Here is a 26,706-nt window from a genome sequence, read left to right as displayed (position 1 = left end):
CTGATTCACTTGACAACTTTAATAGAATCTCCGCCAATTCTAAAGAAATTCTCTAAGACAGAAATCTCCTTATCCTCAATCCCCAGTATCCCAGAAACCATGTTCAAAACTTTTCTTTCAAATTCTGTTTCAGGTTTTTTAAATTCAACATAATTTTCATAGCGAATTTGAGGAAGTTTATTTCTATCAATTTTCCCATTAATTGTCAGTGGAAACTCTACGACATGTTGATACCCCGAAGGAATCATATAATCGGGTAAGTATTGTGAAATCGCTTCTTCAATAGATTCTCTTTTAATCTCCTCGGAGCTTTGATAGTACACCCCAATATACTTGCTGTCTTCCTTACCCAGTGCAAGTGCTAAAGCTCTATTAATTCCAGAAATTTTTAATACTGCACTCTCAACTTCACCTAACTCAATTCTAAAGCCTCTAATTTTTACCTGAAAATCATTCCTACCCAATAATTCCAAGTCATCATTAGGTAGAACACGAACTATATCTCCCGTTTTATATATCCTTTGATATTCTTCTAAACCACTAGAATTGTATGGATTCTCAATAAAAGCTTGCTCTGTCAGATCTTTTCTCCCATAGTATCCCCTTGAAAGTTGGGGCCCTCCTACGTAAAGCTCTCCAATAGCTCCTTTTGGTAGAATTCTATGATTTTTATCCAAAACAAGGTGAAAATAATTAGAAAAAGGAGTACCAATATCAGAAAAATTACTTTCAACTTTTTTCATTGCAGTCCATACAGTTCCCTCTGTGGGACCATATATATTAATTAAATTAATATTTTTCAATTTATCAGCAAAAGAAGAATTCATCTTTTCACCTCCAACCATTACTGTTGAAAGAGACGACTTTAAAAGTATTTCGCTAACATTATCTTGAAACAGATAATCTATTTTCCCAGGAGTTGACTGCAGTGTAGTGACATTATGAGTGCGCATAAACTCTGGGAATTCTTCAGGCGTTCCTGCAAATAAATTTATACATTTCCCCCTTAGTAACTGCCCAAAAATCTCTGTTCCAAAGATGTCAAATACATATTCTGCAATACAACCAAACTCTATGTCTTGAGTTCCATTTTTTCTGATAGCCTCCAAAATATTTTTTAGATACTCAATAAAATTACGATGTTCCACCATTACCCCCTTTGGGGTACCCGTCGTTCCAGAAGTAAAAATGATATATGCTAAATCTTTCGGAGATACCCTTACAGAGAGATTTTCTGCTTTTTTAGAAAAATCTTGTTCCATAAATTCCTCGTCAATTACTAGATTAGCAAGGACTTGTTTTTTAATATATTCCTGACGATTTTTTGGATATTGTGGAGACATCGGTACATAGACCGCCCCAATCTTAAGAATTGCGAGAATAGCAATAATCATCTTATCTGATTTTTCTAATAATAATGGTACTCTATCCCCATGTTTTACTCCGAAATCTTCTATTAGCGTATGCGCTACTCGGTTAGCCCATGAATTTAATTCAAAAAATGTGTATTTTTTTGTCTCAAATTTCAACGCTATGTTTTGAGGAAGTTTTCCGACTTTTTCTTCAAAGATTGAGGTAATTGTGTCTTGAGGATAATAACTAATAGAAAATTTTGGTGTTTCCTTCACATATTCAAGAGCTGAACTTTTATTTACAATTTGTTCAATGATATTCTCCCAGAGTGAAAAAATCTGTTGGATTGCCGTACTACTAAAGATTTCTGCAGCGAACTTAAGTCGAATTTGAAGTTCCTCACTCCCCTCACTAATAATAATTGATAATGGATAGTCAAGCTTTTCTACGCTATCAAAGTGAGAAACCCATATTTTGTGAGAAACAGCCTCAGCTTTAGGTAAAGGATAGTTTTCATATACGAATAAACTATCAAATAATCGGCCACCGTCTTTTTGTAATTTATCAGGGCTAATATTATTATGCATCATACAGTCATTATTTAAATCTTGAAGGGAATTAAGTTGGGAAAGTAACGATTTCTCTGTGTGAACGAAATGTACTGGCAATGTAGTAATATATAAGCCTACACTTTGCTCTATGTGCTTGATTGGTAAGTTTCTTCCCGCGTTTATTACACCAACTGTTGTATCTTGTGTGTTTCCATAAACACTCAAAACTTTATGCCACGCATATTGAGCAATTATATTTAATGTTAGTCCATTTTCTTTTGAATACTGTCCAAGCTGTTTAAATGTCTCTCCACCAATTTTAAAAATACTATCCTCTGGTTGTTCAATTCTTTTTACCTCTTCAAGCTTTATCGTGTGCCTTTCAGGAATAAACAGACCATTTAAATCTGGATGGGATACCTCTTGCAACTGATTATCCCAAAACAAATCCGACTGTCCTCGATGCTCATACAAATAATTTTGAGCTTCTAAGTAAGCCTCATCTTTCTCTTCAATTATATTTTTCTTATCAAACAATGAATTATAAGTTTCATTTACAAAATTGATAAGAAGAGGATTAGACCAGCCATCTAAAATAGAATGGTGAACTGTTATAAGGCAAGTAAATGAAGAAACTGAGTGTTGAATAAGTTTAACTCTTAATAATCCACCTTTAGATAAATCAAATGGAATCTTTCGTTCTTCTTCTACTACTTCGGGTGTACTGACCCCATTCAGAAACTCAAAGTCCAAATTTTTTTGCTTGTATATGATTTGGAGTAACTCACCATAATTAGAATTCAGAGCCAATCTAAGAGTAGGGTACTTTTTCTGAGCCATTTCCCATGCTTTTTTATATAGCAAAGGATCGATACGTTGCTCATAATCAAACATGTACGAACAAATATACGCGTCATCATTTGAATCATTGCTAAAAGACTGATATATGAACCCTTGCTGCAAGGAATTCGCAGCAAATATCCCTTCAATCTCTTCATCTTTCTGTAATTCATCTAGATCACTTTGAGGCAAAGGAAATATCAGATCATCACTTGTCAAATAAGTTCGCGTGTATTCGCAAAGCCCCTGAACAAGTAAAGTAAGGAATTTTTTAAAACTTTGAGCTATTTTTTCAATGTCTTGAATGTACCCACTAAATTCAAAATTTAGTTTACGGTGAAAAACTCCACCTGTTATCGTGAGTAAGTCATTGTCTATGATAGGGTGATTGGGCTCTAAATTATCAATGCTTACAACAGACCAATCCTCTCCTTTCCCATTATCCACCTGTCCAATGTAATTGAATAATATTTCGGGAAGTTGTTCGGAGTGTATGCCATATTTCATATCATAGTCAATACCCAAATCTTTGATTCTTCTGACTAACTGCTTTGTTTCGACTAGATTTATAGATATTTCTTGTGGATACATGGTGGTAAACCATCCTACGGTTCTTCTAATGTCAACATTAGGAAATAAGTCTGCTCTACCATAGGATTCCAATTTAATATTGCTCGTGTCATTTCCATGAACCTCCTTAAGAGTTCGAGCCAAAGCTGTAAACAGAATATCTTGAACTTGAGTATTATAGACCTGATTAACTTTATTCAGCAATTGACTTGTGAGAAGCTCATCAAATTCAATACTGACCTTTTTATATATTTCAGAAAATGTATATAGTTCTTTTCTCATAACCATACCTTTCATCATTTCGTGTTTCGCCTGTTCTCTAACACATCTACCCATTGCCTATAACTCGTTCCCTTTGGTAGTAATTTCTTACCTCCGTACAAATCTTTCAAGTCAGTGGCAATAATTTGCCAAGAAACGGTGTCAATTACTAAATGATGGCAAAGAACAGCAAGAATGCTCTCTTTCTCTACAAACACAAAACGATAGAGCTCCTTATCAAGTTCAAAAGATATTTGCAATTTTTCTAGTTCTTTTAACGTTGGACAATTTATAAGTTGGACTTCTTGAACTTTCTTCGCATAATATTGTGTTCTTCCGTTGAACCTAAAACGAAGTGCATCATGATAATTAACTATTGAGACTAGAGCATCATTCAACTTTGCCAAGTTGATATTTTTGGGAAGACTAATTCCAAAAGCTTGTATAAAGCTATTACTATTGACTTCCTCAAAAAACCACTTTTGAATTGGAAGCAAACCACTTTCCCCTGTCAACTCCCCATCTTCTCGTAGAGACTCTACTTTTTCTTTCAACTCTAAACAACTCGATATTTTTTTAACCGTTTTTTCTTCAAAGATTTGTTTTATGGTTACTGTTGAATCTAACTGCTGTTTAATTCTATTGCTCAGCTGAATAGCTTTAATTGAATCACCACCAAGATGGAAAAAGCTTTCATTAACGTCTATACTCTTTATACTTTGTCCAAGTATATCAGCCACTATTTTCTGAACTGTTCTTTCACGATTATCTTGAGCATCTGCAAACACTTTATGACTAAAAGTAGGAACAGGGAGTGCTCGCCTATCTAGTTTTCCATTTATTGTAAGCGGAAACTTCTCAACAAAGATGAATACATTTGGAATCATGTAGTCAACTAAACTTTGTGATAACTTCTCTTGAAGAAATTCACTTGAAAATTCCGCTCTAGCTTGATAGTAGGCTATTAGCTGTCCAGCTTTTTCAATTACAGCCACCTGCTTTATGCCATTTACAGCTCCCAGCTTTGCTTCAATCTCGCCTAGTTCGATACGTAAACCACGAATTTTCACCTGAAAGTCGTTACGTCCTAGATATTCAATATCTTGATTAGTACAAAATCTAACTAAATCCCCTGTTTTATATAGTCTTCCGACTTTCGGATAGTTAATAAATTTTTCCGCTGTAAGCTCTTTTTGGTTGATGTAACCTTGCGAGAGTTGCACTCCCGCTATCGCAAGCTCACCTATTCCTCCAAAAGGAATTTGCTGTTCAAAAACTCCTAAAGTATAGCAACTGGTATTAGCGACTGGTTTACCAATTAAAACTTTAGACAGTTCAGGGGCATTACAATCAAAATACGTTACATCAATACTAGCTTCAGTGGGACCGTACAAATTATATACTTTTACATTTGGAATCAAGCTACGAAGAAGTTTGACACTATTTATTCCAAGTGACTCACCAGAGCAGAATATGTACTTCAAGGAAGAGAAGTCAAACGAATTTTCCTCTGAGCCTCCACCATACGCTGTTATTGTATCCATAAATGCATCAAGCATGCTTGGGACGAAATGCATTACAGTGATTCTTTTATTTTTTATCTCTTCGGCAAGATATAAAGGGTCTTTATGTCCGCCTTCTTTTGCAAAAACAATTTTTGCTCCTGCAATTAACGCCCATGTTTCTTCCCAGACTGATACATCAAAAATGAAATTTGTCTTTTGATAAATGCTGTCTTGGCAAGTAATAGGATACTTCGAATTCATCCATTGAATCCTATTACTTAAACCATCATGATTTATCATCACTCCTTTAGGATTCCCTGTTGTTCCCGAAGTAAAGATGATATAAGCAAGATCTGTAAGTTTTGGAAAAACAGTAACTGGAAATTCATTTTCCCCCTTATATACATCATAATTTTCATCAATTACTATCTTTGAACTAATTTCCCGAAGAATATATTCTTTTCTAGTGTTAGGGAATTCAGGAGAAATAGGAACATAAGCACAGCCAGCCTTTAAAATCCCCCAAATTGCAATAGGCAATTTTTCGCTTCTCTCAAGTATAACTGGTATTTTTTCTCCAGACCTGACTCCCTTTTCCACTAACTCATTAGCAAATCTATTAGTTAATCTATCAAAATCAAGATATGTTAAACTAATATTCTGATATTCAATAGCTACGGCATTTGGAGTTCTCTTTACTTGTTCTTCGAATAAATCAACTATTGTTTTCTTTGGATATACTACAGTTTCCCCCTCTAAATAATTTCCTGAAAATGAAAAATCTCTGATAAGTTTTTCATCACCACTAGATACCTCATTCAATATAGAGACATAGGTCTTCATCATGGATTCCATTGTTGACTCCTCAAATAGATCTGAGCAATAATTGAAGCCGATTTTCCCATCTTCAACCATTACTGATAAATCATACTTAGCAGAGTGATAATCAATTTCTTGATTCATGCTCAAAAAAAGTTTACTATCATCTATTATAGTTTTAGAAAAATCTTGAACACTAAACAATACTTGAAATACAGCATTTCTTGATGAGTCCTGTTCAATTTGAAGCCTGTTAACAACTTGCTCAAATGGTATATCTTGATTTTTTTGAATCGTAAGTATTTTTTTATGATTAGCTATTACCAACTCTCCAAACTTTTCATTACCATCAATAATTGTTCTAACCGGTAGAGTATTGACAAAGAAGCCAATTAAGTTTTCAGTTCCTTTTATATGCCTATTAGCAAATGGAGTCCCTATAATAATATCTTTTTGGTAGCTATACTGGACTAACATAACATCAAGAGCTGAGAGCATCACTGTATAAAGGCTTGTTTTGTATTTCTTAGCTATTCTTTCTAATTTATACTTTAAATCCTCTTGAAATATTGTGTGAATTTCTTCTCCCTTATACGTAAAATCTTTTGGACGCTCAAAATCATTAGGCAGATTGAGAGTTTCATAATCTTGTAAATACTCGTCCCAAAACTTTCCTTGCTCTCTAGTCCTTTGAGTTGAAAGATAACGCTTCTGCCACACAGAGTAATCTTTATACTGAATTGGCAAAGGCTTTAAGGTTTTACCATTATACAGTTGAATTAGTTCTTTTAAGAATAGTTCTGTTGACCAACCGTCAAAAGCAATATGATGTACCACAATAGCTACAACATCATCGAAAATATTGACCCTAATCGGAATACTAGTTTCTAAATCAAACTTTTCCCCTATATACTTTTCAGTATCTATTTTTTCATACGTTATTTGTAATTGAAGATTATCATGAACAACTTGTGATTCCGCCTTAAGAGTCGTCCTCAGAATTTCATGTCTTGAGACAATCTCTAAAATTGCATTTTCTACCTTTTTAGCTGAAGTTTCTTTTGAGAGCCTTAATATAATTGGCACATTGTATGAGCTAGTTCCGTCTTCGTACTGTTCAATAAACCATAGCCTTTCTTGAGCAAAGGACAGAGGATAGTTACCATCTTTTCGTTTCTCAATTTGGGAAATTTTCATCTCTCTTGGAAGAAGCTTGGCCAACTCTCGGATATTCTGGAACTCAAATATTTCTCTTACTTCTAGATCAACCTTCCTCGCCAATTTCAAAGCTAGAATAGAGTTTCCTCCTAATGAATAGAAGTTATCTAAAATAGACACTTTATCAATACTTAACAATTCACAAAAGGCCGCAGCAATTTCTTTTTCACGCGGTTTTTTGGGAGCTATAAATATCTCGTTAGATATAACAGGGTCAGGCAATGCCTTAATATCAACTTTCCCATTTAATGTTACTGGAAATTCCTCTAATTCCACATAGCTTGACGGAAGCATATATTGTGGTAATTCTCCTTGAAGAGTTCTTTGCAATTTCCCTTTATAATAAACTACAATGTTATTGCCCCTAACTATTGCCAAACACTGACTAACTGTTTTCTGTTTGAGAAGTTTTGTTTCGATTTCTCCAAGTTCGATTCTAAAACCTCTAACTTTGACTTGAGAATCATTTCTTCCCAGGTAGATATATTCTCCTGAAGGTAAAGATTTTACTAAGTCTCCAGTTCGATATATCCTGCCAAGAGTAGGGTGGTCAATAAATGAGTGTTTTGTTTTTTCATTGTCCTCGAAATATCCTCTAGCAACACCAAGTCCACCTACAAACAGTTCTCCTACACCATTGAGTGGTACTCTCTGTAACGAATCATTTAGTACATAAGCTCTGTTGTTAATTAGAGATTTACCTATATTATTGGGATTCATGCCTTCTTCATATACTTTTTGAGTAGCATATATTGTGGTTTCTGTTGGACCATAAGAGTTAATAATCGTTGTTCCACTATTACTGTACGCCTTATAAATATTAGAAGGTGTCGGTTCTCCAGCTACAATCAATGTTTCTAATGGTAGAAGATTATCTGGTGATAAAACAGCCGGTGGAATTGTTCCAAAAGAAATATCATTATTCTCAATTTCCGATTTCAAAAGCTGATAATCTTTTCTCGTTTGATCATCTAACAAATACATTGTCGCTCCTGATAATAATATATAAAACAGTTCTGAAACAGAAACATCAAATACAAAATTAGAAAAATGTACAGCTTTTTTACCTAGTATATCCCCACAAATCTCAAATTGGTTATAAATAGTGTTTATTACACTTTTCTGCTCAACCATTACCCCTTTAGGTACCCCCGTCGTACCAGACGTAAATATGATATAAGCCAATTCTTCCAAACCAACATCAATGTTGGGATTATTTGGGTTTAATGATTTTACCGAAAAATCATCTGTTACAAGCAATGGAGAATTAACTTTTTTTACGATATACTGAACTCTTTCTTCAGGATATTCAAGACTCATAGGCACATAATTCGCTCCCACTTTTAATATCCCTAATATCGCAATAACGTATTTCTCACTTCGAGACATTAAGATAGGAACGTGACTACCTTTTGTGATCTGATAATCCTCTAATAACGTATTTGCAAATTGATTTGCTTTTTCATTTAATTCCCTATATGTAAGTTTCCTATTTTGGAAAACTATCGCAATATCATTAGGGTGAAGTTCAACCTGCTTTTCAAATAAAGTTTGGAGAGTATCTGTCGGAAATTCTTTCCTTTCACCTTTCTCCTCATCTGCATTGTAGATAATATCCTCAAGCTGAATTTCAGAATTCTTAACAATTTGTTTTAATAACCGTTCATAAGTTTCTGCAATTCCCTGTATGGTATCTCTGCTAAATAGGCTGGTTGCATAATTAAAATTCACGACATTTTTTCTATGCGTGACGGTAATGTCAAATTTAGCATCATGAAGAGATAGCTGATCATTGATAGATGTAAAAATATTATTGTTATCTACTTTTTCATCTAATTCCTCAATATTAAACATTACTTGGAATATAGGATTTTTTGATAAATCTTTTTCTTTTTCTACAACTTCAACGACTTTTTCAAAAGGATAGTCTTGATTTTTTTGTACTTCCGAAATGAGAGCCATACTTTCGGCTACCAAATCATCAAATTTTCCTTTAATATTTATTTTGGACCTTAAAACAACCGTGTTTACAAAAAGGCCTACTAGCTCTCCCGTTCCTTGTATATGACGATTAGCAATTGGAGAGCCTACAGCTATATCTTTTTTATTTGAATATGCAGAAATTAGAAGGACAAAAGCACTATATAAAATTCCAAAATAGCTCGCATCGTTTTTCTTTGCTAAGTCTTTTATGCTATTAAGAAGTTCTCCTTCCAACTTGTAATTTAGCTCATCTCCTTTATAGTCAAACTGAGCTGGTCTTGAGAAGTCGGTTGGAAAATCCAGACCCTCATACCCCATTAACTTTTCTTTCCAATATTCCCTTTGAGAAAGCATCTCTTCTGGCGTCTGGAACTCTCTCTGCCATTTTGAATAGTCCTTATATTGGAATTCCATTCTATTCAGACTTTCCCCGTTATATAAGTCAATAATTTCTTTCAGAAAAATATTTGTTGACCATCCGTCAAATGCGATGTGGTGAATGCATATATACAATTGATTTCCAAAAACATTGACCCTTATTGGAATTTCATTTTCTAAGTCGAATTTTCTGCTGAAAAATTCCGCTTTATTGACCAATTCATGACCAATTACCAAACTTTCTGGAGGAAGTATTCTTTGGTAATTATCTTTGATGACTGTACGTAGAACTTCATGGCGCTCAATTACTTCGTGAACAACTTTCTCCAACTTGGAAACATCCACTTCGTCATTTAAAGTTAATAACAATGGTATATTATAAGCGACTGTCCCTTGCTCAAGATTTTCAATTACCCAAATTCTCTCTTGAGCAAACGACAATACTTGTTCTTGTTCACTAGAGAATTCTTGCTTTGATATCCGTACTATTTTTTCATTAACCTTTGCAATATTGAATATTGTTTTTTGCTCAAATATCGTTTTTACTGAGACATTAATCAACTTGGCTAACGAGATAGCCAAAATAGAGTTCCCACCCAACCTGAAGAAATTTGCAGATGTTGAAACTTTTGGTAAGTGTAACACTTCACAAAAAGCTTGCTCTATCTGCTTTTCTCTTTCATTAGTGGGAGCAATATAATTTTCCTCATATTCAGGAGAAGGGAGAGATTTCACATCAAGTTTTCCATTGATAGTTAAAGGTATTGACGAAATTTTAACAAAGAAACTTGGAATCATGTATTCTGGTAAGTGTCGGGCAAGTTGACTATACAAATTATCTTCACGGATATTATGTTCTGCAACATAATATCCTATCAAATTACTGTCTTTTACAATAACAGCGACTTGCTCGATTCCCTCAACAGATTTCATAGCCGATTCAATTTCTCCCAATTCAACACGGAAGCCTCGAACCTTGACTTGTGAATCCTTTCTTCCCCAAAATTGATATTTTCCATTAGCCTGTTTTCTTACTAAATCCCCTGTGTCATAAACTTTTCCAGCACTAAAAGGACTATCCAAGTACCTCTTGCTTGTTTCATCAGGTTGATTTATATACCCCCGAGTAACCTGACGCCCGCCAACAAATAAAGTCCCCACTCCTCCTTGTGGTAGCAGATTTCCCTTATTATCAACAACATATGCTTCAACTCCAGTTAATGGTACTCCGATAGATAAATCAGAAACATCATTGTTAACAAAACTTAGCACCGTATTTTCAGTAGGACCATAACAATTATTTATCTGGATTCCTGAATTATGATATTTACTGATTACTTCTTCAGTTATTGATTCTCCTCCACAGTGAAGAACTTTCATTGTAGGAACTTTGGACAAATCAACTCTAGCCGCTAAAGAAGGTGTCATTCCAATTGCGTTTATCTTGTAATCAATTAACGTATTAATAAACTTCTCAATATCATAGATCAAATCTGTATCAAGTATTACTACACTTTCTCCCATAGTAAACGGTCTAACAAGATCGTGTATCGAGGAATCAAACACATACTCAAAAAAGGCACCATTCACCATTTCTGAATGTATCCCTGATTTATTCATTTTAGGTACTTCAATACAGAAATTACTCAAATTTCCATGCTCTACCATTACTCCTTTAGGTTTACCAGTAGTTCCTGAAGTAAAGATAATATATGCCAACTGATTACTTTTTCTAGTAACATTAGGATTAGCAGTATTCTGCGAAAAGGATTGAGTCATAAAATCTTCATCAATCACAAAGTCATTCTCGCAAGTATCAATGATATATTCAATTCTATCTTTCGGATATTTCAAACTTATTGGAACGTAAGCTGCCCCTGCCTTTAATACTGCTAAAATAGCAATTACCATACGGCAACTTCTTTTTAGTAACAAAGGAATCTTCTGCTCTGCCTTGACATCATAAGTTTTGAGTAACAGATTTGATAAGCTATTGACCTCTTGATTTAATTGTCGATAAGTGTAACTTGTCTCTCCATCACTCAAGGCAGGAAAATCTGGCCTAGTTTCCACTTGTTTTTCAAATAAACTAATTACATCAATATATTTTTGGGGATACTCAAACTGGGTAAGAGCCGCAATTTCTTCTTTTTCAACCAACGTAACCTCACCAATGGTTGAATCTGTATCATCTAATATTTTTTCTAATACTTTAAAGAAACGTTTAGCTAGAGAATGAATAGTGTCATCTAAAAAGAGATTTTTATCATAATTGATTATTAAAACATCGTCGCTATTTACCTTATCAATTTCAAAAGTTATATCAAACTTTGCCTGTTTAGACCTATAGCTATTCTTGTGAGCCCTTCCCCCAAAAAGCTGTTCATTCCTCTTCATATTTTGATAAACAAACATGCAGTTAAACAGTGGGTTATCCATATCAGAAGTTGCTCCAAGGTCATTGACAATTTCTTCAAATTGATAATTCTGATTTAAGATTGCAGAAAACACCATTTCCTTAGTATCTAACATATATTGTTTGAGTGTTAAATCTGAGTACGGTTTTACCCTGAGTGGAAGCGTATTAACAAACATTCCAAGTATTTTTTCTGCCGCTCTCTCTGTTCGACCATTACTTACCGTTCCTAAAATAAAGTCTTCACTTGAATACATTTTTGACAGAAGAATGCTAAGGGCACTCAAAAAAATTGTATATTCACTAACAGCATAGGTTTTAGAAAAACTACTAACCCTATTGATAATCTTTTTATCAATAGACAGTTGATAGTTCTCCCCGTTAGGTAGAACAGTGTTACTTTTTTTGAAATCAGTCGCGATTTCTAGCCGTTGATATCCATTTAGAAATTGATTCCACCACTGTTTTTCTTCCCCTCTGTCTAACTGATTGAACCATTCACTAAAATCTTTGTAGTGAAAACTATTAGCTGTAACCGATTCTCCGCCATCGTACAGTTTACTAAGTTCTTCATAAAAGTATTCCTCACTTATCCCATCTGTAATAATATGGTGCTTGTCAATGAATAATGAGTCCCTGCCGTCACCTCTTAAAACCACCACTCTCATGGTATGGCCTGCTTCTAAATTAAATGGTTTAACTAATTCGGAATAATTATGAGTATGAGCAATTACCTCAAAATCCAAATGCCCCACTGGCATAATCTTTTGAACATAATTTCCTTTTTCGTCCCTAAAAAACTTAGTTCTTAATGATTCATGGTTAGCCATTAGTATAGTGAGAGAATTTCTCATTTGAAGTTCATCAATGCGCCCAGTAAAATCAGTTACTGTTTGTTCATTGTAACTAATTCCTTCTCTATCTAACTCAAAAGCGATAAACATTCTTCTCTGAGCTGGGCTCATCAAATAATCAAGGTAATCAGGTGATTTCCTTATATTATTTTCTACTTCTTCTGGCTGTTGTTCTAGAACAGCAGCCAACTTTTTGATGGGTTGATTATCAAATATAATCTTCGCACTAAGCTGTTTTCCTACCTTATCATATACGTAATTAGCAACTTGCATAGCATTTAAGGAATTGCCACCAATATAAGAAAAGTTATCTAATACACCTATCTTATTCAATCCCAATACTTGTTCTATTGCTTTGACAAGCAGTTTTTCAGTATCTGTTTGGGGAGGAAGGTAATTAGATTTAGTTATCTCAATATCTGGCAATTTTGACCTATCAAGCTTACCATTTAAATTTAGCGGAAGTTCTTTAAGCCAGATATAGACTTGAGGCTGCATATAATCCGTCAATTTAGGATTAACTATCCCCCTTATATAACTTTCGTCTAATTCTTTATCACTAACATAATATGCAGCTATAAACTGGTTTTCAAAACCAACGACCACAGTTTTATGAATTTCTGGAACTTTTAGTAACTGGCTTTCAATTTCCATCGGCTCTGTACGGATACCATTAATATTTAACTGAAAATCATTTCTACCAATAAATTCAAACTCGTTATTCGGCAATCTTTTTACTAAATCGCCAGTTTTGCAAAGCATGCCATTCCCAAAAGGACTTTTGACAAAATGTCCTTTTGTCTCTCTGTCTAGTTTTAAATATCCTAGAGATAGTTGGCTACCAGTGAAGCAAATTTCTCCAATATCACCAATTTTAACTTCTTGAAGATTTTCATTTAAAACATGAACTCCAACACTCCCCAGAGCAGAGCCTATATTTCTTATATCCTCAGCGCGAGAGACAAGTTTTCCAGTACCACTATGTAATTCAGATTGTCCGTAAATGTTGTATAAAGTTAACCCATTATCTTGAGCCTTTTTAAAAAGTTTTTCTGAAAGAACTTCACCCGACACAGCAATTGTATGAACTGATTGAACTCGACTATAGTCTATCTCTTCCGCAAGAGAGGGAGTACACTGAAAATAATTTATCTCATTATCATTGATATACTTAGTAAATTTTTCTATATTTTCTAGGCAGCCATTCTCTGAAATAACAAGATTGTGCCCATATAATAATGCACTAAATATCTGAGTAACTGCTACAGAAAAAATATAATTTACTAAAAATAGCATATTGTACTCTTGTGAATCATTTAACTTTACAAAATTACAATAGGCAGTAATATGGCTCATAACACTTCGGTGAGTATGGATTACTCCTTTTGGGTTCCCAGTTGTCCCTGAAGTATAGACTATATAAGCCAAATCGTCCAGACTGATTTTTACCTCTGGATTTTTCGTATGATGATTAAATTTTTGATTGAGAAGCTCATCTGTTATAGTTACTTTTGCAGAAGTTTGTTCCTTGATATACTCAATTCTCGAAGAAGGATATTCTTTAGAAATTGCAGTATAGCAAGCCCCTAATTTCAGAACTGCCAATATAGCAATGATCATTTTCTCATTTCTTTCCAAAAGCAGCGGTATTATATCTCCCTGCTTCACCCCACAGGTATTACTTAGATAATGAGCTAAGGCGTTTGATTGCTTATTCAGTTCTTGGTACGTTAAACTCTGACTGCCAAAAGTAACAGCTACTCTTTCAGGAGTTTCTCTCACTTGTTTTTCAAAAGCATCAATTATTGTTTTCATGATTAATCCCTCAAATGCTATTATTTTATTTCTACAGCTCCAAAATTAATAAATAAAGCTCTTCTAAAAAACTGAATACTTAGTCTAAAGCATATTTTATTTACCTAGCAACCTACGAAAAGAGAACTACACTTTCTCCTCGTTTTGATATATAGTACAGATAGCAAAACAAAATTATCTTGACGCAAATTATTTTGAAAATTCTTTCAAGAGAAATTTCTTCTTCAAAGTAGAAACTCTCTTTTTCTTTACAGCCTGGCTAAACTTGTATTGACTAATAATTTTTTTCGATATGATTTCAAGAAATCTCAATGCTCTTTTCAGCTACATCTGCATGTACGATATTATTTTGTTAATACCTACTTGATATGAGTATCCAACAAATAGGCATTAACAAAATAGTAGCTTTACCCTCTATGAGTAAGGCTACTAATCAAAATTAAGCGAGTCCAACTACGTGAAGCAAAATTCCCAAAATAAATAGGCAAATGATAATAACCAATGGTGCATTACGATTTTTCCATTTGCGGAAAATCCAAATGACAATAAAAGTCAAAATCAAAGCTACAAAACCTGGAATCAATGAATTAAAGACTTCATTCAAAGATTGTTGCTTGAATGGATTCATACCGAGGCCAGAGGCTGCCTGTTGCAAAGTAGAAATCAACGTTGAACCATCGATGTTTTTCAAAGCCCCCAAATTTGAGATGGCTGCAAAGTGTGCGCCAGAAGTTCCTTGGTTAACAATCTCTGAATGAGCAGTTGCAGCCCAAACAGGGTTACCAACAGTGCCGATGTTGTGAGCATGGGTAATCCATTGTCCGTTATAAGCACCATCTGCTAGAGGTTGTTTTGGTAACATGGCATTTGGTCCAGCTAGATTGACATTAACCCAACGTTGAATCAAGACGCCCAAGATAAACATACCAAGAATAGAAGCACCTTTTGTCAACTTCTGCAATAAACCACCGCCAAGGTCAGATGTAATAGCCGTTCCTTGTTTGTAAGCAAATTCTTGCGTGTACCACAAGAAAGCTAAACGAATGGCATTCCAGACGATGAAGAAGAACAGAGGGCCAATGATAGAGCCTGACACAGCCAAACTGGCTGCGATGGCACCGACGATAGGGCGAACTGTGAACCAGAAGACAGGGTCACCGACACCAGCGAGAGGTCCCATCATCCCGACTTTGACACCATTGATAGCAGCAGCATCGACATCCACACCATTGGCTTTTTCTTCTTCCAAAGCCAAGGTTACACCGATGATTGGCGCTGTCGGATATGGGTGACAGTTAAAGAACTCCATGTGACGTTTAAGGGCATCTTTGGCTTCGTCTGAGCCAGCTGGGTAGAATTTCTTCAAGGCAGGCAAGATAGCATACAAGAAACCTAAGTTCTGCATCCGCTCATAGTTCCACGAACCTTGCAGAAACTGTGAACGCCACATAATGCCAAACCGTTCTCTCTTTGAAAGGGAGAATTTTTTATTATTATTTTCCATTATCTAATTTCTCCTTTCTTAGTAATCATTCAAAATGTCGCCGATTGGATCACCTGAACCAGATGCGGTAGCTGCAGAGCCACCTTTTTCGGATAGAGCGAGATAAATCAGAGCGAGAACCACACCGATAATACCCATACCAATCAAAGTGATACCATCAGCAGCACCTGTTGATGAAGGTGCCAATGGTGCCAAAACGAAACCAAGGAAGAAGAATGGCCACAATTCAGCGGTTGCCATGATATTGATAACCATGGCGTAACCAACGATAACAACCATGCCACCACCAATGGCAAGACCTGCTGATAGCCAATTTGGAATGGCATTCAAGGCAGCCGTAACGGTGTCAGCAGGAATAGCCAAAATCAAAGCGGCTGGTAAAGCAATACGGAAGCCTTGCAATGACAAAGCAAAGTAGTGCCAGCGTTGCACACCAGAGTAAGAACCACGTTCTGCTGCTTGGTCTGCCAAGTGAATCGTACCGACGTTAATGAAACGAACAATGGTTGTTAAAACAAGACCAGCTGTTGCAAGCAAGATACCTGCAGGTACGATAACACCCGTAATATGGGCTAAATTGAAATTGCCCCCTTGAACCATCAAAATGGTAGAAGCGACAGCAGCCAAAGCGGCATCAGGTGCGACTGCGGCACCGATATTAGCCCAAGCTAAGGCAATCATTTGAAGTGATGCACCAAGGATAATCCCTGATGTCATGTGGCCTGTTACTAGACCAATCAATGTACACGCGACAATGGGCTGATGAAACTGCCATTGGTCCAAAATCCCGGCCATCCCAGCAATAAATGCTACAATTACAACGAGAATCATAGAAATTGCACTCATTTTTTGTTTTTCTCCTTTATATTTATTTAACCTTTTTCAACAATTCAGTTAGATTTGCTTTTGAGTCGGTAGGAACTTTACGCACATCAAAGCTTACGCCTAAACTGCCCATTTTTTCAAAGGCTTCTTTATCAGTCTTATCGGCTGAAAGAACACTATTAAGCATAGTCTTACCAGTCGAGTGAGCCATTGAGCCAACGTTGATGGTTGTGATAAGTCCTGGACAAGCCTCAACAACCGCTAAAGCGTCTTCTGGATTTTCAAACAGTAGAAAGGCGTGAGTCCCACCAAAGCGAGGATCTTTTGTAATCTCAATAAATTTCTTGATTGGGACGACGTTAGCATGTACTCCTGAAGGAGCAGCCTGTTCGATTAGGGTTTTACGCATGGTGTCTTTAGCGACATTGTCGGAAACAACTATGATGCGATCTGCTTTAGATTCAGGTGTCCAAGCAGTTGCGACTTGACCGTGCAAGAGACGAGTGTCGATACGAACAAGATTGATCTTGATCTTACCGTCACCAATCACGGTGCCTTCTGGGATAGCAGCAGCATTGGCGACTGGGCCAGCTGCGGTTGTCTCTTCAGCAGGTTGAAGTTCTTCAGGCAAGACTTTAACGCCACCTTTAGCTTCTTTCATGATATTTGCCACGACTGTGTCCACGCTAGTAGATGCATCCATCATGCGTTCTGTGTAAGCTTGGATCAGCATTGGCAAATTGAGACCTGTTAAGATGACGATCTTACGATCTGGGTTTTCACTCAGAACAGTACTAGATTGATTGAATGGGGAACCGCCCCACAAATCAGCCAGAATCAAAACGTCGTCCGTTGGGTCGAATTTTGCGATGGCAGCTTCGATTTTAGCATGCAAGTCATCTGGTGTGTCGCCGTTGATGAAAGAAACGACTTCTGTCTTTTCTTGATCACCAAAGACCATGGAACCAGTTTGCTTGATGCCTTCAGCGAATTCGCCGTGGCTCGCAATAATAATTCCGATACTCATTTACGAGTAACCTCCTATTTTTATTTATAAGCTAATCGCTTATATTCATTTAATTTTGATGCGCTGAAATCATGGGATAAATAAATGCAAAAAACTTTACCTCACAGCTCATCAAGAAAGCCTTTTCAGCCTCCTTACACATTATACTTCCCTAGCTCTTATAATACTTTTTTTCACTTCCTTATTTTATAACTTATATAATCCTCTTTATTTTTACAAAAGCCCACTAAACCTTTTGTTTTCAGCAAAATTTAGAAAATAGAAAATCACCGTAAACTTATATGGTTCCCCTTTCTCTTTTTTCTCAAGGAGTAGCGTAAGCAAATCAAATAAAAATAAGCCACATAGGCTAATTTGTGCTAAAATAATAAATAACTAATTATGGATAGAAAGTCTAGCAATGATTAAAAATACTTCTTCTTCGAATAATCTTGGCCCCTTTTTTAGAAAGTTACGCATCGCAAAAGGATTTACTATAAAAGAAGCTGCAGGAGATGCGATGTCTCCGAAACACCTAGCAAATTTTGAAACTTCTCGAACGAATTTATCAGCCCATCTCTTTTTCAGCGCACTGGCCAACATAAATGTTACAGCTTTCGAATTTCAGAATGACTACAATCAGTTTATATACGAGAAGGATATTACGTTATTTAGTTCGACTATTTCTGAGGCTTTTCTTGTACATAATGTTGTTGAATTAAAAAATCTTCTTCATAAACTCCAAAGTAACGAAAACAATTCAAAGAAAATGGAATTGGAAAAAATCCGCTGTAAAGCTGTCATATCCTATCTTGACCCATCCTATGTGGTACCTAATGAAGAGGTTCGGTACCTACGTAATTACTTATCTTCTCTTAAAGAGTGGGGATACTACGAAATACTACTTTTCTCAGATTGTGTTCCGTTATTTGAATTACTTACCTTATCCAAATTTATTCATTCCATTATCATGCCAACACAAACAAATTTTAATTTAGTTTATATTAAGCAAGTACGAATTCAAGCAATATTAAACTGCATTCAATACTTTATTAAGAACAATCAAATCACTCTTGCTGAAGAATTTATAACTTATTTAGAAAATACTGACATTCATGAATACTGGACATTTGAGAAAATCATTTTACGGTTTAATCGTTACCTTTTGGAATACAAAAAAGGAAATGAAAAAGCTATGCTCGATATGAAGAAGCTTCAAGATTTATTAGAAATATCTGGGAGTTTTAAACTAGCAAATGAAATAAGCGATAGAATTAAAACTCTTGATTGATTTACAAATTAGCGCTTTATAGCAATGATGGTGTACTAATTTGTTGAAATATCCACTTTTCTCTCACAAGACACCTGAGTAATTCCTTGATATTCTTTAATTTCTTTTATTGCACAACCATACCTTTCTTTCAACAAATCACGACTAACCTTAACAGAGTTAATTTGATTTCTAATCTGCTCAAGCGATTCGTCTTGGACTCCGTCATCATTTCTGACAATCAATTCTTTAGCCGAATCATTCAAGGCCCTGATTTTCTGGTCGAGTTCCTTTAATCGATTCTTTGCCTCTTGTACCGCTTCAAACAATTGCTGCTCTAATCGCACCAACTGCTCTCCGCCCTCTGTCACGCCATGGCTTGCCAAGAAATTAATTGCCTCGGTCAATTCATCAATCGTCGAGATGACTTTTTCTTTGGCGATGGGAATCGTCCCATTATAAAGGCTGAGTTACCGCATGAGTGTCGGCCCCATCATGTAGCGATTATTGGCTGCGCCTGCCGTGTCCATGAAGTAAAAATAGTCGTTGGTTTTGAGATAAAGATTATAATTGCCGTCTTCTAGCAGGTCAGTCTTATAGGCGCCAATGAAAATCACTCCATGCTGTGCAATGCCGAAATCCACATTGACGTAAAGTCCCTTGGCCGTCACATGGTCAATCTGCCAAGGCTCAATGGTGACTTGATAATCGAAATCGTTTTTAACGGTTTCGATTTTTTCTTCGTACTGATTGACGACATCTACCACCGAAAACGTCCCCGTATTCTTTTTCAGATGGGCTTCAATCCAATCCAGATTATAGCGCTCTGGGTCAGACTTGATCAAATTTCGTCCGCGGGTATTTCTCAATTGGACATCATCTAGCAAGCGATAGGTTGCCCACTTTCCTGAAAAGTCCACAGCTAAGTTTAGAGCCTTAGCCTTCGTTTTGAAATCGTCCAAGTCCAGCGAATGCTCCAACAAAAAATCCAAACGGGATTTAATTCGTGACTTGAAAATATTTTCCGTCTGCCACTTGATGTACTTGGCATGAGAATTTTTGAGGGATACCTCAATGATTTTTGCGCCTGCCTTTGAGGCTATGCGATCTGAGATTTTTTGAAAAGCTTCATAAGTCATGTCCTTCACTTTTCCATTTCTCAGACGAGTCAACTGCCACTCAAACTGGAGCTATACTATAAAAGTAGACACAAATTAGTGTGTTATAATCTGTCTAAGAAGACACAAAAATGAAAGGACTTTTATGTCAGGATTTAAACGTTACGACGAGGAATTTAAACAATCTCTTGTCAATCTCTATCAAACTGGTAAAACACAAACTGAACTCTGTAAAGATTATGGGGTATCTTCTTCTGCACTTGCAAAATGGATTAAGCAGTACTCTCAAGTGCGTCTTGAAGATAATACGGTGTTGACTGCTAAACAGATTCAAGAATTACAAAAGAGGAATGCCCAACTAGAGGAAGAAAATCTGATCTTAAAAAAAGCGAGTGCCATATTCATGCAAAACTCCAAGTAAGATTGAAAGCCATCTATCGACTCCGATTTGAACACACGACAGTTATGCTCTGTCGTGTTTTACATGTCAATCGTTCCACCTACTATAACTTCATAAACAAGAAGCCTTCGAAGCGTGAAGTAGAAAATCAACGCTTGAGAAAACACCTCCTTGAGATTTATATGAAAGCCAAGAAAAGAATTGGAACGAGAGCTTTTAAAATCATTCTTCTGCGTGATTATGGCGTTAATATTTCTGAAGGCCGTATCTTAAGACTTCTCAAGTCTATGACACTCCCTAAAATGTCAACCATCAAACCTCGTTTTAAATCAAAGAAAGCTCCTGTATTTTCTTCTGATAATCTGCTTAAACAAGAATTTAACCCAAACTCCCCAAATCAAGTTTGGACAACAGATTTCACTTATATCTCTATAGGACCTAAACGTCATGTTTATCTCTGTGCTATTCTTGACCTCTACTCAAGGAAATGTATTGCGTGGAAAGTAAGTGATAGGATTGTGCCAAACTCGCCTGTGACACCTTAGAAATAGCTATAAATAAGAGGAAGCCTAAGGAACCAATTATCTTTCATTCGGACCAAGGAAGCCAATTTAAATCAGCTTCCTTTAGAAAGTTATTAGATGAGCATCAATTGCTTGCTTCTTACTCCAAGCCTGGATATCCTTATGATAATGCCGTCACTGAGGTCTTTTTCAAGTATCTTAAACAACGAGAAATTAATCGCAGAACTTATCACTCCATTCAGGAAGTTCAATTATCCTGCTTTGAATACATCGAACAATTTTATAACAATTATAATCCGCATTCCGCAAACAATGGATTAACTCCGAATCAGAAAGAAGAAAATTATTTTAAGAAAAGATAGCTCATTTTGTGTCTAAATATTTGACATTAGTCCAAAGTAGGAGATGCTTCAAATTCTGTTCTTGACCGATTTCCCCCCCAAAGGAAGAGATATCAAAGCCTAACTTGAAATGTCATTATTGTGCTTCTATGAGTAAATCTAAAGCATACAAATGTGAATATTGTGGAACTGGAAAATCTGAGTTTTAATAGAAAAAGAGTATTACTGATATTTCCGCTTTATATAATTATTACTTAAATTCGCAAAATAAAAAGTCACTACGAAGAATTTTAGTGACTTTTTATTTTATAAATTTTCGTATTTATCGTAACAAATACTCCTATATACTTCTTTATTTTTGGTTAATTTTATGGTTAATTCTTTTTTTAAAAATTCAGCATTGACTATTAGAGCATAACTTAGCATTATAACGAACCATGATTTCATCATATAATACAGTCATTTTTATTCTCCTATATTCTTTTGCATACTTTTAATCATTAAATACTTCAAAAAAATGAACGATTTAAGTTAAAAAACCAGTCAAATCTTCTTTATTTAAAGAAAAAAAGCACGCAGCGTTCTAATTATAACACAATGTGTCCCTTTTTTTATAGGCATTTTTAAAATTATTGTCTCATTTATAAAGGATTTCTTAAGGCTCTATTGAGCTTGATATACTCTATTTTTAAAGCAAAATAAAAAGCCACTAGATTATTGACCTAGTGGTAATTTTTATCAATGATTTATTTTTATATACTTTCAGGGGAATATTTTTCAGACATAATCTGAATTAATTTTGATCCTAAAAAAATACAGTATCTGATGAGCACATAAGTAACGATTGCAATTGCTATAAGGATTTCCATATTCGCTAATAATTCTAAATTCAGGAACTGAAAAACGCTGAGTTTACTTGTTAAATTTACCGCAGTTGCAGAAATAACGAGAGGAAATGTAAAGGCAGCATAACTAGGATAAAAGGCACTTCTCAAAAGTTTTGTCAGCAAGCCTAAAGTTATAAAATAGATAGCTTGCGATAAAATAAATAAAAAGATAACAAATATTTTAGATTTTGCTTCTACAACAGTGAGGTATCCTACTAAACCAAGTGAACCTGGTGCCGTGATAATTGTAATCAAAGGAAGTAAAGATTTGTGCATTTTTCGTAAAATGAAAACTCTATGCATAACAATAGGAAGAAGAATAAAGTAAAAGAGTAATGTTATCCAAACCACAACTTTACCCACTTCAAGACCGAAATCTGGTGATGTTGCCGATATTACCCCAATGCCTACAAAAGTAATAAACCAGCTTGGATAAACATCATGTATTTTTAATTCTTTTGGTAGCACATGAAGATAAATAAAATACATCATTAAGATAAGATGCAAGATTAAAGCAGTCCACCAAGTAACATTCGCAAGAAGACTAAAGCCGGACAAACGTTTTAAAAATACGCTTAGTACCATTAAAGACATCGTAAAAGTTGGTGAAACAGAGGCTACAATTGGGTCATTCAAAGTCGAAATTGTATGTTTCATTGCCAGTACTATCTTGAGTAAAATTAAAAACATCAGGAATAAACCTAACATATCGTAAGAATTTCCTAAAATAGGGTAGCCTTTACTGTAAAGGAGATTCCCTAAGGATATTAAACCCAAAATTAAGCCACATATCGGGAGGGGAATTTGTTTTAAAAATGATATGAATTTTGAATACATCATAGAGTTCTCTTTCTATATTTTTTATTAATTCGTCTTAAATAATTGATTCTATTAATAATATATAATAGTTGATTTAATTTGTAAAATAAATTATTATAATCATATAAATTAAAAAAAATAATTTGTTATTTTGTACTTTAGGGAGAAAATCACATGTTTTCATTATTTGAGACCTTTATCGTCGTTTACGAAACTAAAAGTTTTACCTTAGCTGGAAAATATTTATTTATTTCCCAACCCACTGTAACCGTGAGAATTAAGAAACTCGAAGAAGAATTAAAATCAACATTATTTTTAAGAGGAAAACACCAAGAAATCATTCCGACTGAAGCCGCTATATTATTCTATCCCAAAGCGATTGCCTATCTAAAAAAATGGGAGGAAGACCAAGCTGAAGTTCAAAAAAAATCTCTTGCAAAACATCCTTTCAAAATTGGGGTCTCACACAGTGCTGCTCTAAGTATTATGCCAAGAATCTTTAAAGTATTTGAAGGCGAGTTGGAACATTTAGATGTAGAAATTAATATGTATGACTCAGAAAAAGTATTTGAATTAGTTGCAAATCATGATTTACATTTTGGAATCATTGAGAGATTACTCATTAGCGATCAAACCGAAACATTTCCTTTATTTTTAGATGAGTTAGTCCTTGCCGGAAATATAGATTCAGAAACTTTCTTTACCAGAGAATCTGGTTCAGGAATTGGATATTATATCAAAAGATATCTTAAATCCGCTCCTTCTTCTCAAAGAAACATTGTTCGTATGAATAGCAACGAGATGATTATTTCCCACATCAAAGCGGGCTTAGGTTCTTCATTGATTTCTAAATCATTTTTAACTGATGATATCCCTTATCAAGAACTTGGGAGTAATTATCATAGAGAGTTTCTAGGAGTTTCTTTTGATGAAGAAAAAGATCCTGTGATTCAAAAATTAATTAGTAAAATAAAAAAAGAAACCGAGATTCATTAGAATTATTAAAAATAGAAAAACATGAGCAATCTGCTTTTGTTTTTTTATTATTTTTATTAATAATAACGATAAAATAAATTCATTTTACACATTATAAAAATAGAGATAAAATAATTATAGATTTTATAAAAGACATCAGAAAAAGGGGTTGAAGGAGGAGATAGAATTGGCTTCTATCATCATTAGTTTTGTAATTTCTATCATTTTTATTTTATGTACTATGATTAGTTATCTTTGGCTTTTTAACAGATAGGCTTTATAAAAATATATAAAAAATTGAAAAGGAGCTAAAAATGAAAATTACAAGTAGAAAAGTAGTAGTTATTGGAACTGGTTTTGTTGGAACAAGTATTGCTTATTCAATGATTAATCAAGGACTTGTTAATGAGTTGGTTTTGATAGATGTTAATCAGGATAAAGCAGAGGGTGAAGCATTAGATTTATTAGATGGTATTTCTTGGGGGCAAGAAAATGTTATTGTCAGGGCTGGAGATTACAAGGATTGTAAAAATGCTGATATTGTGGTCGTTACGGCTGGGGTAAATCAAAAACCAGGTCAATCACGCTTAGATTTGGTTAATACAAATGCTAAAATTATGCGCTCAATCGTGACTCAGGTTATGGATTCAGGTTTTGATGGTATTTTTGTAATTGCTTCAAATCCTGTGGATATCCTTACCTATGTCGCTTGGGAAACTTCTGGTCTTGATCAATCTAGAATTGTCGGAACTGGTACAACTTTGGATACTACTCGTTTTAGAAAAGAATTAGCCACAAAGCTAGAAATTGACCCACGGAGTGTTCATGGATATATTATTGGCGAACATGGCGATTCTGAAGTTGCAGTTTGGTCACACACTACGGTAGGTGGAAAACCTATTCTTGAATTTATTGTTAAAAATAAAAAAATAGGGGTTGAAGATTTGTCTAATTTGTCAAATAAGGTAAAAAATGCTGCCTATGAGATTATTGATAAAAAACAGGCTACTTATTACGGTATTGGAATGAGTACAGCTAGAATTGTCAAAGCCATCTTAAATAATGAACAAGCAATTCTACCAGTTTCTGCCTATTTACGTGGTGAATATGGTCAAGAAGGTGTCTTTACCGGTGTTCCATCTATTGTAAATCAAAATGGTGTTAGAGAAATCATTGAACTAAATATTGATGCCTATGAAAAGAAACAATTTGAAAAATCTGTCAATCAACTTAAAGAGGTAATAGAATCTATTAAGTAATCTATCAGACCTTACAAACATAAAGGAAAATAAAATGCTTGCTCTACTCTTTTTAGTCATAGCTTCACTTTGGGGATTAATCTGGTTTAACATTAATGAGTCCGATTGATTAATAATTAGCACAAAAAAAGTCACTAAATCTCTGGTTTAATGACTTTTTTATCGTTTTAATTCTAATTATTTGATTAAAAGGCTTATTAAAATAAGTGCAAGAACTACTTGAAAGACTAAAGTAGATAAACCATAAATCAGTAATTTTCTTCCTGCTTTTATAAATTCAACCAAATTTAGTCGTAAACCAATCGCAGCTAAGGCAATGGTTTCACACCAACCGGATAGAAATTTTGCGGTAGCTGAAACTTCTGGTATAAAATGAATCAATGTATCTAAAGTACAAAGCACTAAGAAACCAAGAACATACCATGGTAAAAAAGAATTTCTTTTAATTTTTATTTGAGTGGGTCCTTGTTCATTTCTTTTTTGTTTTTTACTTCTAAAACCAAAATATAAAACAACAAAAACGAGCATGATAATTCGCATAATTTTAAACAGAGTGGCTAAGGTTGTTGTGTTTGGATTTACCATTGTCGCTGAAGCAACGACTTGACCAACAGATTGTTCTGTTCCACCAATCAGTGCCCCCCTTAATAGATCATTATTACCGAATATCCAAGTTCCTAAAAATGGAAGACTTAGCATTAAAATAGTCCCCATGAGATTGACCATCGCAATTGATGTTCTTTTCTCACTGGTTTCAGCTCCAATAACTGGTTCAACTGCGGCAATTGCTGATGAACCACAAACTGCATTTCCAGAAGCCATTAGGGCAGAAACATTAGCAGAAAATCCTAGTTTTTTACCCATAAACAAAACAAAAATAATTGTTGAAATCATTTGTATTAATATAAATCCTACCCCGGAGAATCCTAACTTACCAATGGTTTGGAAAGTGACTGTGGCCCCTAAAAACATCACTGAAAATTCCAGAAGTTTTTTTTCTGACCAAGCTGTTCCTGCAAACAAAGTGACTTGTTTGAAGTACAAATTACCTAAAATAATTCCTAATAATATTGCAATGGTTGCTGAACCTAAACTATGGAAGATAAAACGATTGAGTAAATAACTTACTATAGCAATGGCAAAGGAGAGCAGAAATCCTGGTAAAATACTCATTATGGCCTGTCTATCATTTTTAATATAATTTTTTAATTTTAA

General features: G+C 34.8%; 12 protein-coding genes and 1 pseudogene. 4 read left to right on the top strand and 9 right to left on the bottom strand.

The features are described 5' to 3' along the window. Window positions 1-5 precede the first annotated feature (5 nt). The 5 genes from QJV49_RS09370 to QJV49_RS09350 all read right to left on the bottom strand — a co-directional run bounded on the left by QJV49_RS09370 (window position 6) and on the right by QJV49_RS09350 (window position 17,919). Window positions 6-3,614, bottom strand: a complete 3,609-nt coding sequence (locus QJV49_RS09370) for an amino acid adenylation domain-containing protein (RefSeq protein WP_255597834.1) — start codon at window positions 3,612-3,614, stop codon at window positions 6-8. Beyond that, a complete protein-coding gene (locus tag QJV49_RS09365) occupies window positions 3,611-14,563 on the bottom strand; it encodes a non-ribosomal peptide synthetase (RefSeq protein ID WP_255597835.1) in 10,953 nt (3,650 codons plus the stop codon). The genes QJV49_RS09370 and QJV49_RS09365 overlap by 4 nt, the downstream gene beginning before the upstream one ends. 439 nt (window positions 14,564-15,002) lie before the next feature. Further along, a complete protein-coding gene (locus tag QJV49_RS09360; protein ID WP_225512890.1) occupies window positions 15,003-16,067 on the bottom strand; it encodes a PTS system mannose/fructose/sorbose family transporter subunit IID in 1,065 nt (354 codons plus the stop codon). 18 nt (window positions 16,068-16,085) lie between these two features. Further along, window positions 16,086-16,913, bottom strand: coding sequence for a PTS mannose/fructose/sorbose transporter subunit IIC (locus QJV49_RS09355; protein ID WP_225512891.1), 828 nt, complete (start codon window positions 16,911-16,913; stop codon window positions 16,086-16,088). A 22-nt stretch (window positions 16,914-16,935) separates the two neighbouring features. Next, the gene (locus tag QJV49_RS09350) at window positions 16,936-17,919 is read right to left on the bottom strand and encodes a PTS sugar transporter subunit IIB (protein ID WP_225512892.1); all 984 of its coding nucleotides are present in this window, start codon (window positions 17,917-17,919) and stop codon (window positions 16,936-16,938) included. 400 nt (window positions 17,920-18,319) lie between these two features. Here QJV49_RS09350 and QJV49_RS09345 point away from each other — a divergent pair, with 400 nt between their 5' ends. Then, window positions 18,320-19,189: a hypothetical protein gene (locus QJV49_RS09345; protein WP_225512893.1), complete on the top strand. Its 870-nt coding sequence runs from the start codon at window positions 18,320-18,322 to the stop codon at window positions 19,187-19,189. A 35-nt stretch (window positions 19,190-19,224) separates the two neighbouring features. On the opposite strand, the gene QJV49_RS09340 is transcribed toward QJV49_RS09345, so the two are convergent. Together QJV49_RS09340 and QJV49_RS09335 are read right to left on the bottom strand one after the other, a co-directional pair. After that, on the bottom strand, window positions 19,225-19,575 hold the full coding sequence (locus QJV49_RS09340) for a helical hairpin domain-containing protein (protein ID WP_281449131.1): 351 nt from the start codon (window positions 19,573-19,575) through the stop codon (window positions 19,225-19,227). Between the two features lie 63 nt (window positions 19,576-19,638). Next, the gene (locus QJV49_RS09335; RefSeq protein ID WP_225512895.1) at window positions 19,639-20,307 is read right to left on the bottom strand and encodes a relaxase/mobilization nuclease domain-containing protein; all 669 of its coding nucleotides are present in this window, start codon (window positions 20,305-20,307) and stop codon (window positions 19,639-19,641) included. 124 nt (window positions 20,308-20,431) lie between these two features. Here QJV49_RS09335 and QJV49_RS09330 point away from each other — a divergent pair. Further along, window positions 20,432-21,588, top strand: a pseudogene (locus QJV49_RS09330) (IS3 family transposase). Between the two features lie 715 nt (window positions 21,589-22,303). Here QJV49_RS09330 and QJV49_RS09325 read toward each other — a convergent pair. Then, window positions 22,304-23,278, bottom strand: a complete 975-nt coding sequence (locus tag QJV49_RS09325) for a TDT family transporter (RefSeq protein ID WP_058210875.1) — start codon at window positions 23,276-23,278, stop codon at window positions 22,304-22,306. 153 nt (window positions 23,279-23,431) lie between these two features. Here QJV49_RS09325 and QJV49_RS09320 point away from each other — a divergent pair, with 153 nt between their 5' ends. Beyond that, window positions 23,432-24,253, top strand: a complete 822-nt coding sequence (locus tag QJV49_RS09320; protein ID WP_225512372.1) for a LysR family transcriptional regulator — start codon at window positions 23,432-23,434, stop codon at window positions 24,251-24,253. Between the two features lie 293 nt (window positions 24,254-24,546). Continuing rightward, window positions 24,547-25,491 carry an L-lactate dehydrogenase gene (locus QJV49_RS09315; protein WP_225512371.1) on the top strand — a complete coding sequence of 315 codons (945 nt, stop codon included), beginning with the start codon at window positions 24,547-24,549 and terminating at the stop codon, window positions 25,489-25,491. Window positions 25,492-25,668: 177 nt separating this feature from the next. On the opposite strand, the gene QJV49_RS09310 is transcribed toward QJV49_RS09315, so the two are convergent. Then, window positions 25,669-26,664 carry a YeiH family protein gene (locus QJV49_RS09310; RefSeq protein WP_225512377.1) on the bottom strand — a complete coding sequence of 332 codons (996 nt, stop codon included), beginning with the start codon at window positions 26,662-26,664 and terminating at the stop codon, window positions 25,669-25,671. Between the last annotated feature and the right edge of the window lie 42 nt (window positions 26,665-26,706).

Source organism: Lactococcus sp. NH2-7C (assembly GCF_029953655.1).
Lineage (GTDB): Bacteria > Bacillota > Bacilli > Lactobacillales > Streptococcaceae > Lactococcus > Lactococcus lactis.
The sequence above is the reverse complement of the archived record's forward strand: the minus strand, read 5'-3'. Positions and strand labels throughout refer to the sequence as shown.

Bases quoted from the DNA above. Each gene is read 5' to 3' on its own strand.
- QJV49_RS09370 (WP_255597834.1), bottom strand. From the start codon at position 3,614: ATGATGAAAGGTATGGTTATGAGAAAAGAACTATATACATTTTCTGAA.
- QJV49_RS09365 (WP_255597835.1), bottom strand. From the start codon at position 14,563: ATGAAAACAATAATTGATGCTTTTGAAAAACAAGTGAGAGAAACTCCT.
- QJV49_RS09360 (WP_225512890.1), bottom strand. From the start codon at position 16,067: ATGGAAAATAATAATAAAAAATTCTCCCTTTCAAAGAGAGAACGGTTT.
- QJV49_RS09355 (WP_225512891.1), bottom strand. From the start codon at position 16,913: ATGAGTGCAATTTCTATGATTCTCGTTGTAATTGTAGCATTTATTGCT.
- QJV49_RS09350 (WP_225512892.1), bottom strand. From the start codon at position 17,919: ATGAGTATCGGAATTATTATTGCGAGCCACGGCGAATTCGCTGAAGGC.
- QJV49_RS09345 (WP_225512893.1), top strand. From the start codon at position 18,320: ATGATTAAAAATACTTCTTCTTCGAATAATCTTGGCCCCTTTTTTAGA.
- QJV49_RS09335 (WP_225512895.1), bottom strand. From the start codon at position 20,307: ATGACTTATGAAGCTTTTCAAAAAATCTCAGATCGCATAGCCTCAAAG.
- QJV49_RS09325 (WP_058210875.1), bottom strand. From the start codon at position 23,278: ATGATGTATTCAAAATTCATATCATTTTTAAAACAAATTCCCCTCCCG.
- QJV49_RS09320 (WP_225512372.1), top strand. From the start codon at position 23,432: ATGTTTTCATTATTTGAGACCTTTATCGTCGTTTACGAAACTAAAAGT.
- QJV49_RS09315 (WP_225512371.1), top strand. From the start codon at position 24,547: ATGAAAATTACAAGTAGAAAAGTAGTAGTTATTGGAACTGGTTTTGTT.
- QJV49_RS09310 (WP_225512377.1), bottom strand. From the start codon at position 26,664: ATGAGTATTTTACCAGGATTTCTGCTCTCCTTTGCCATTGCTATAGTA.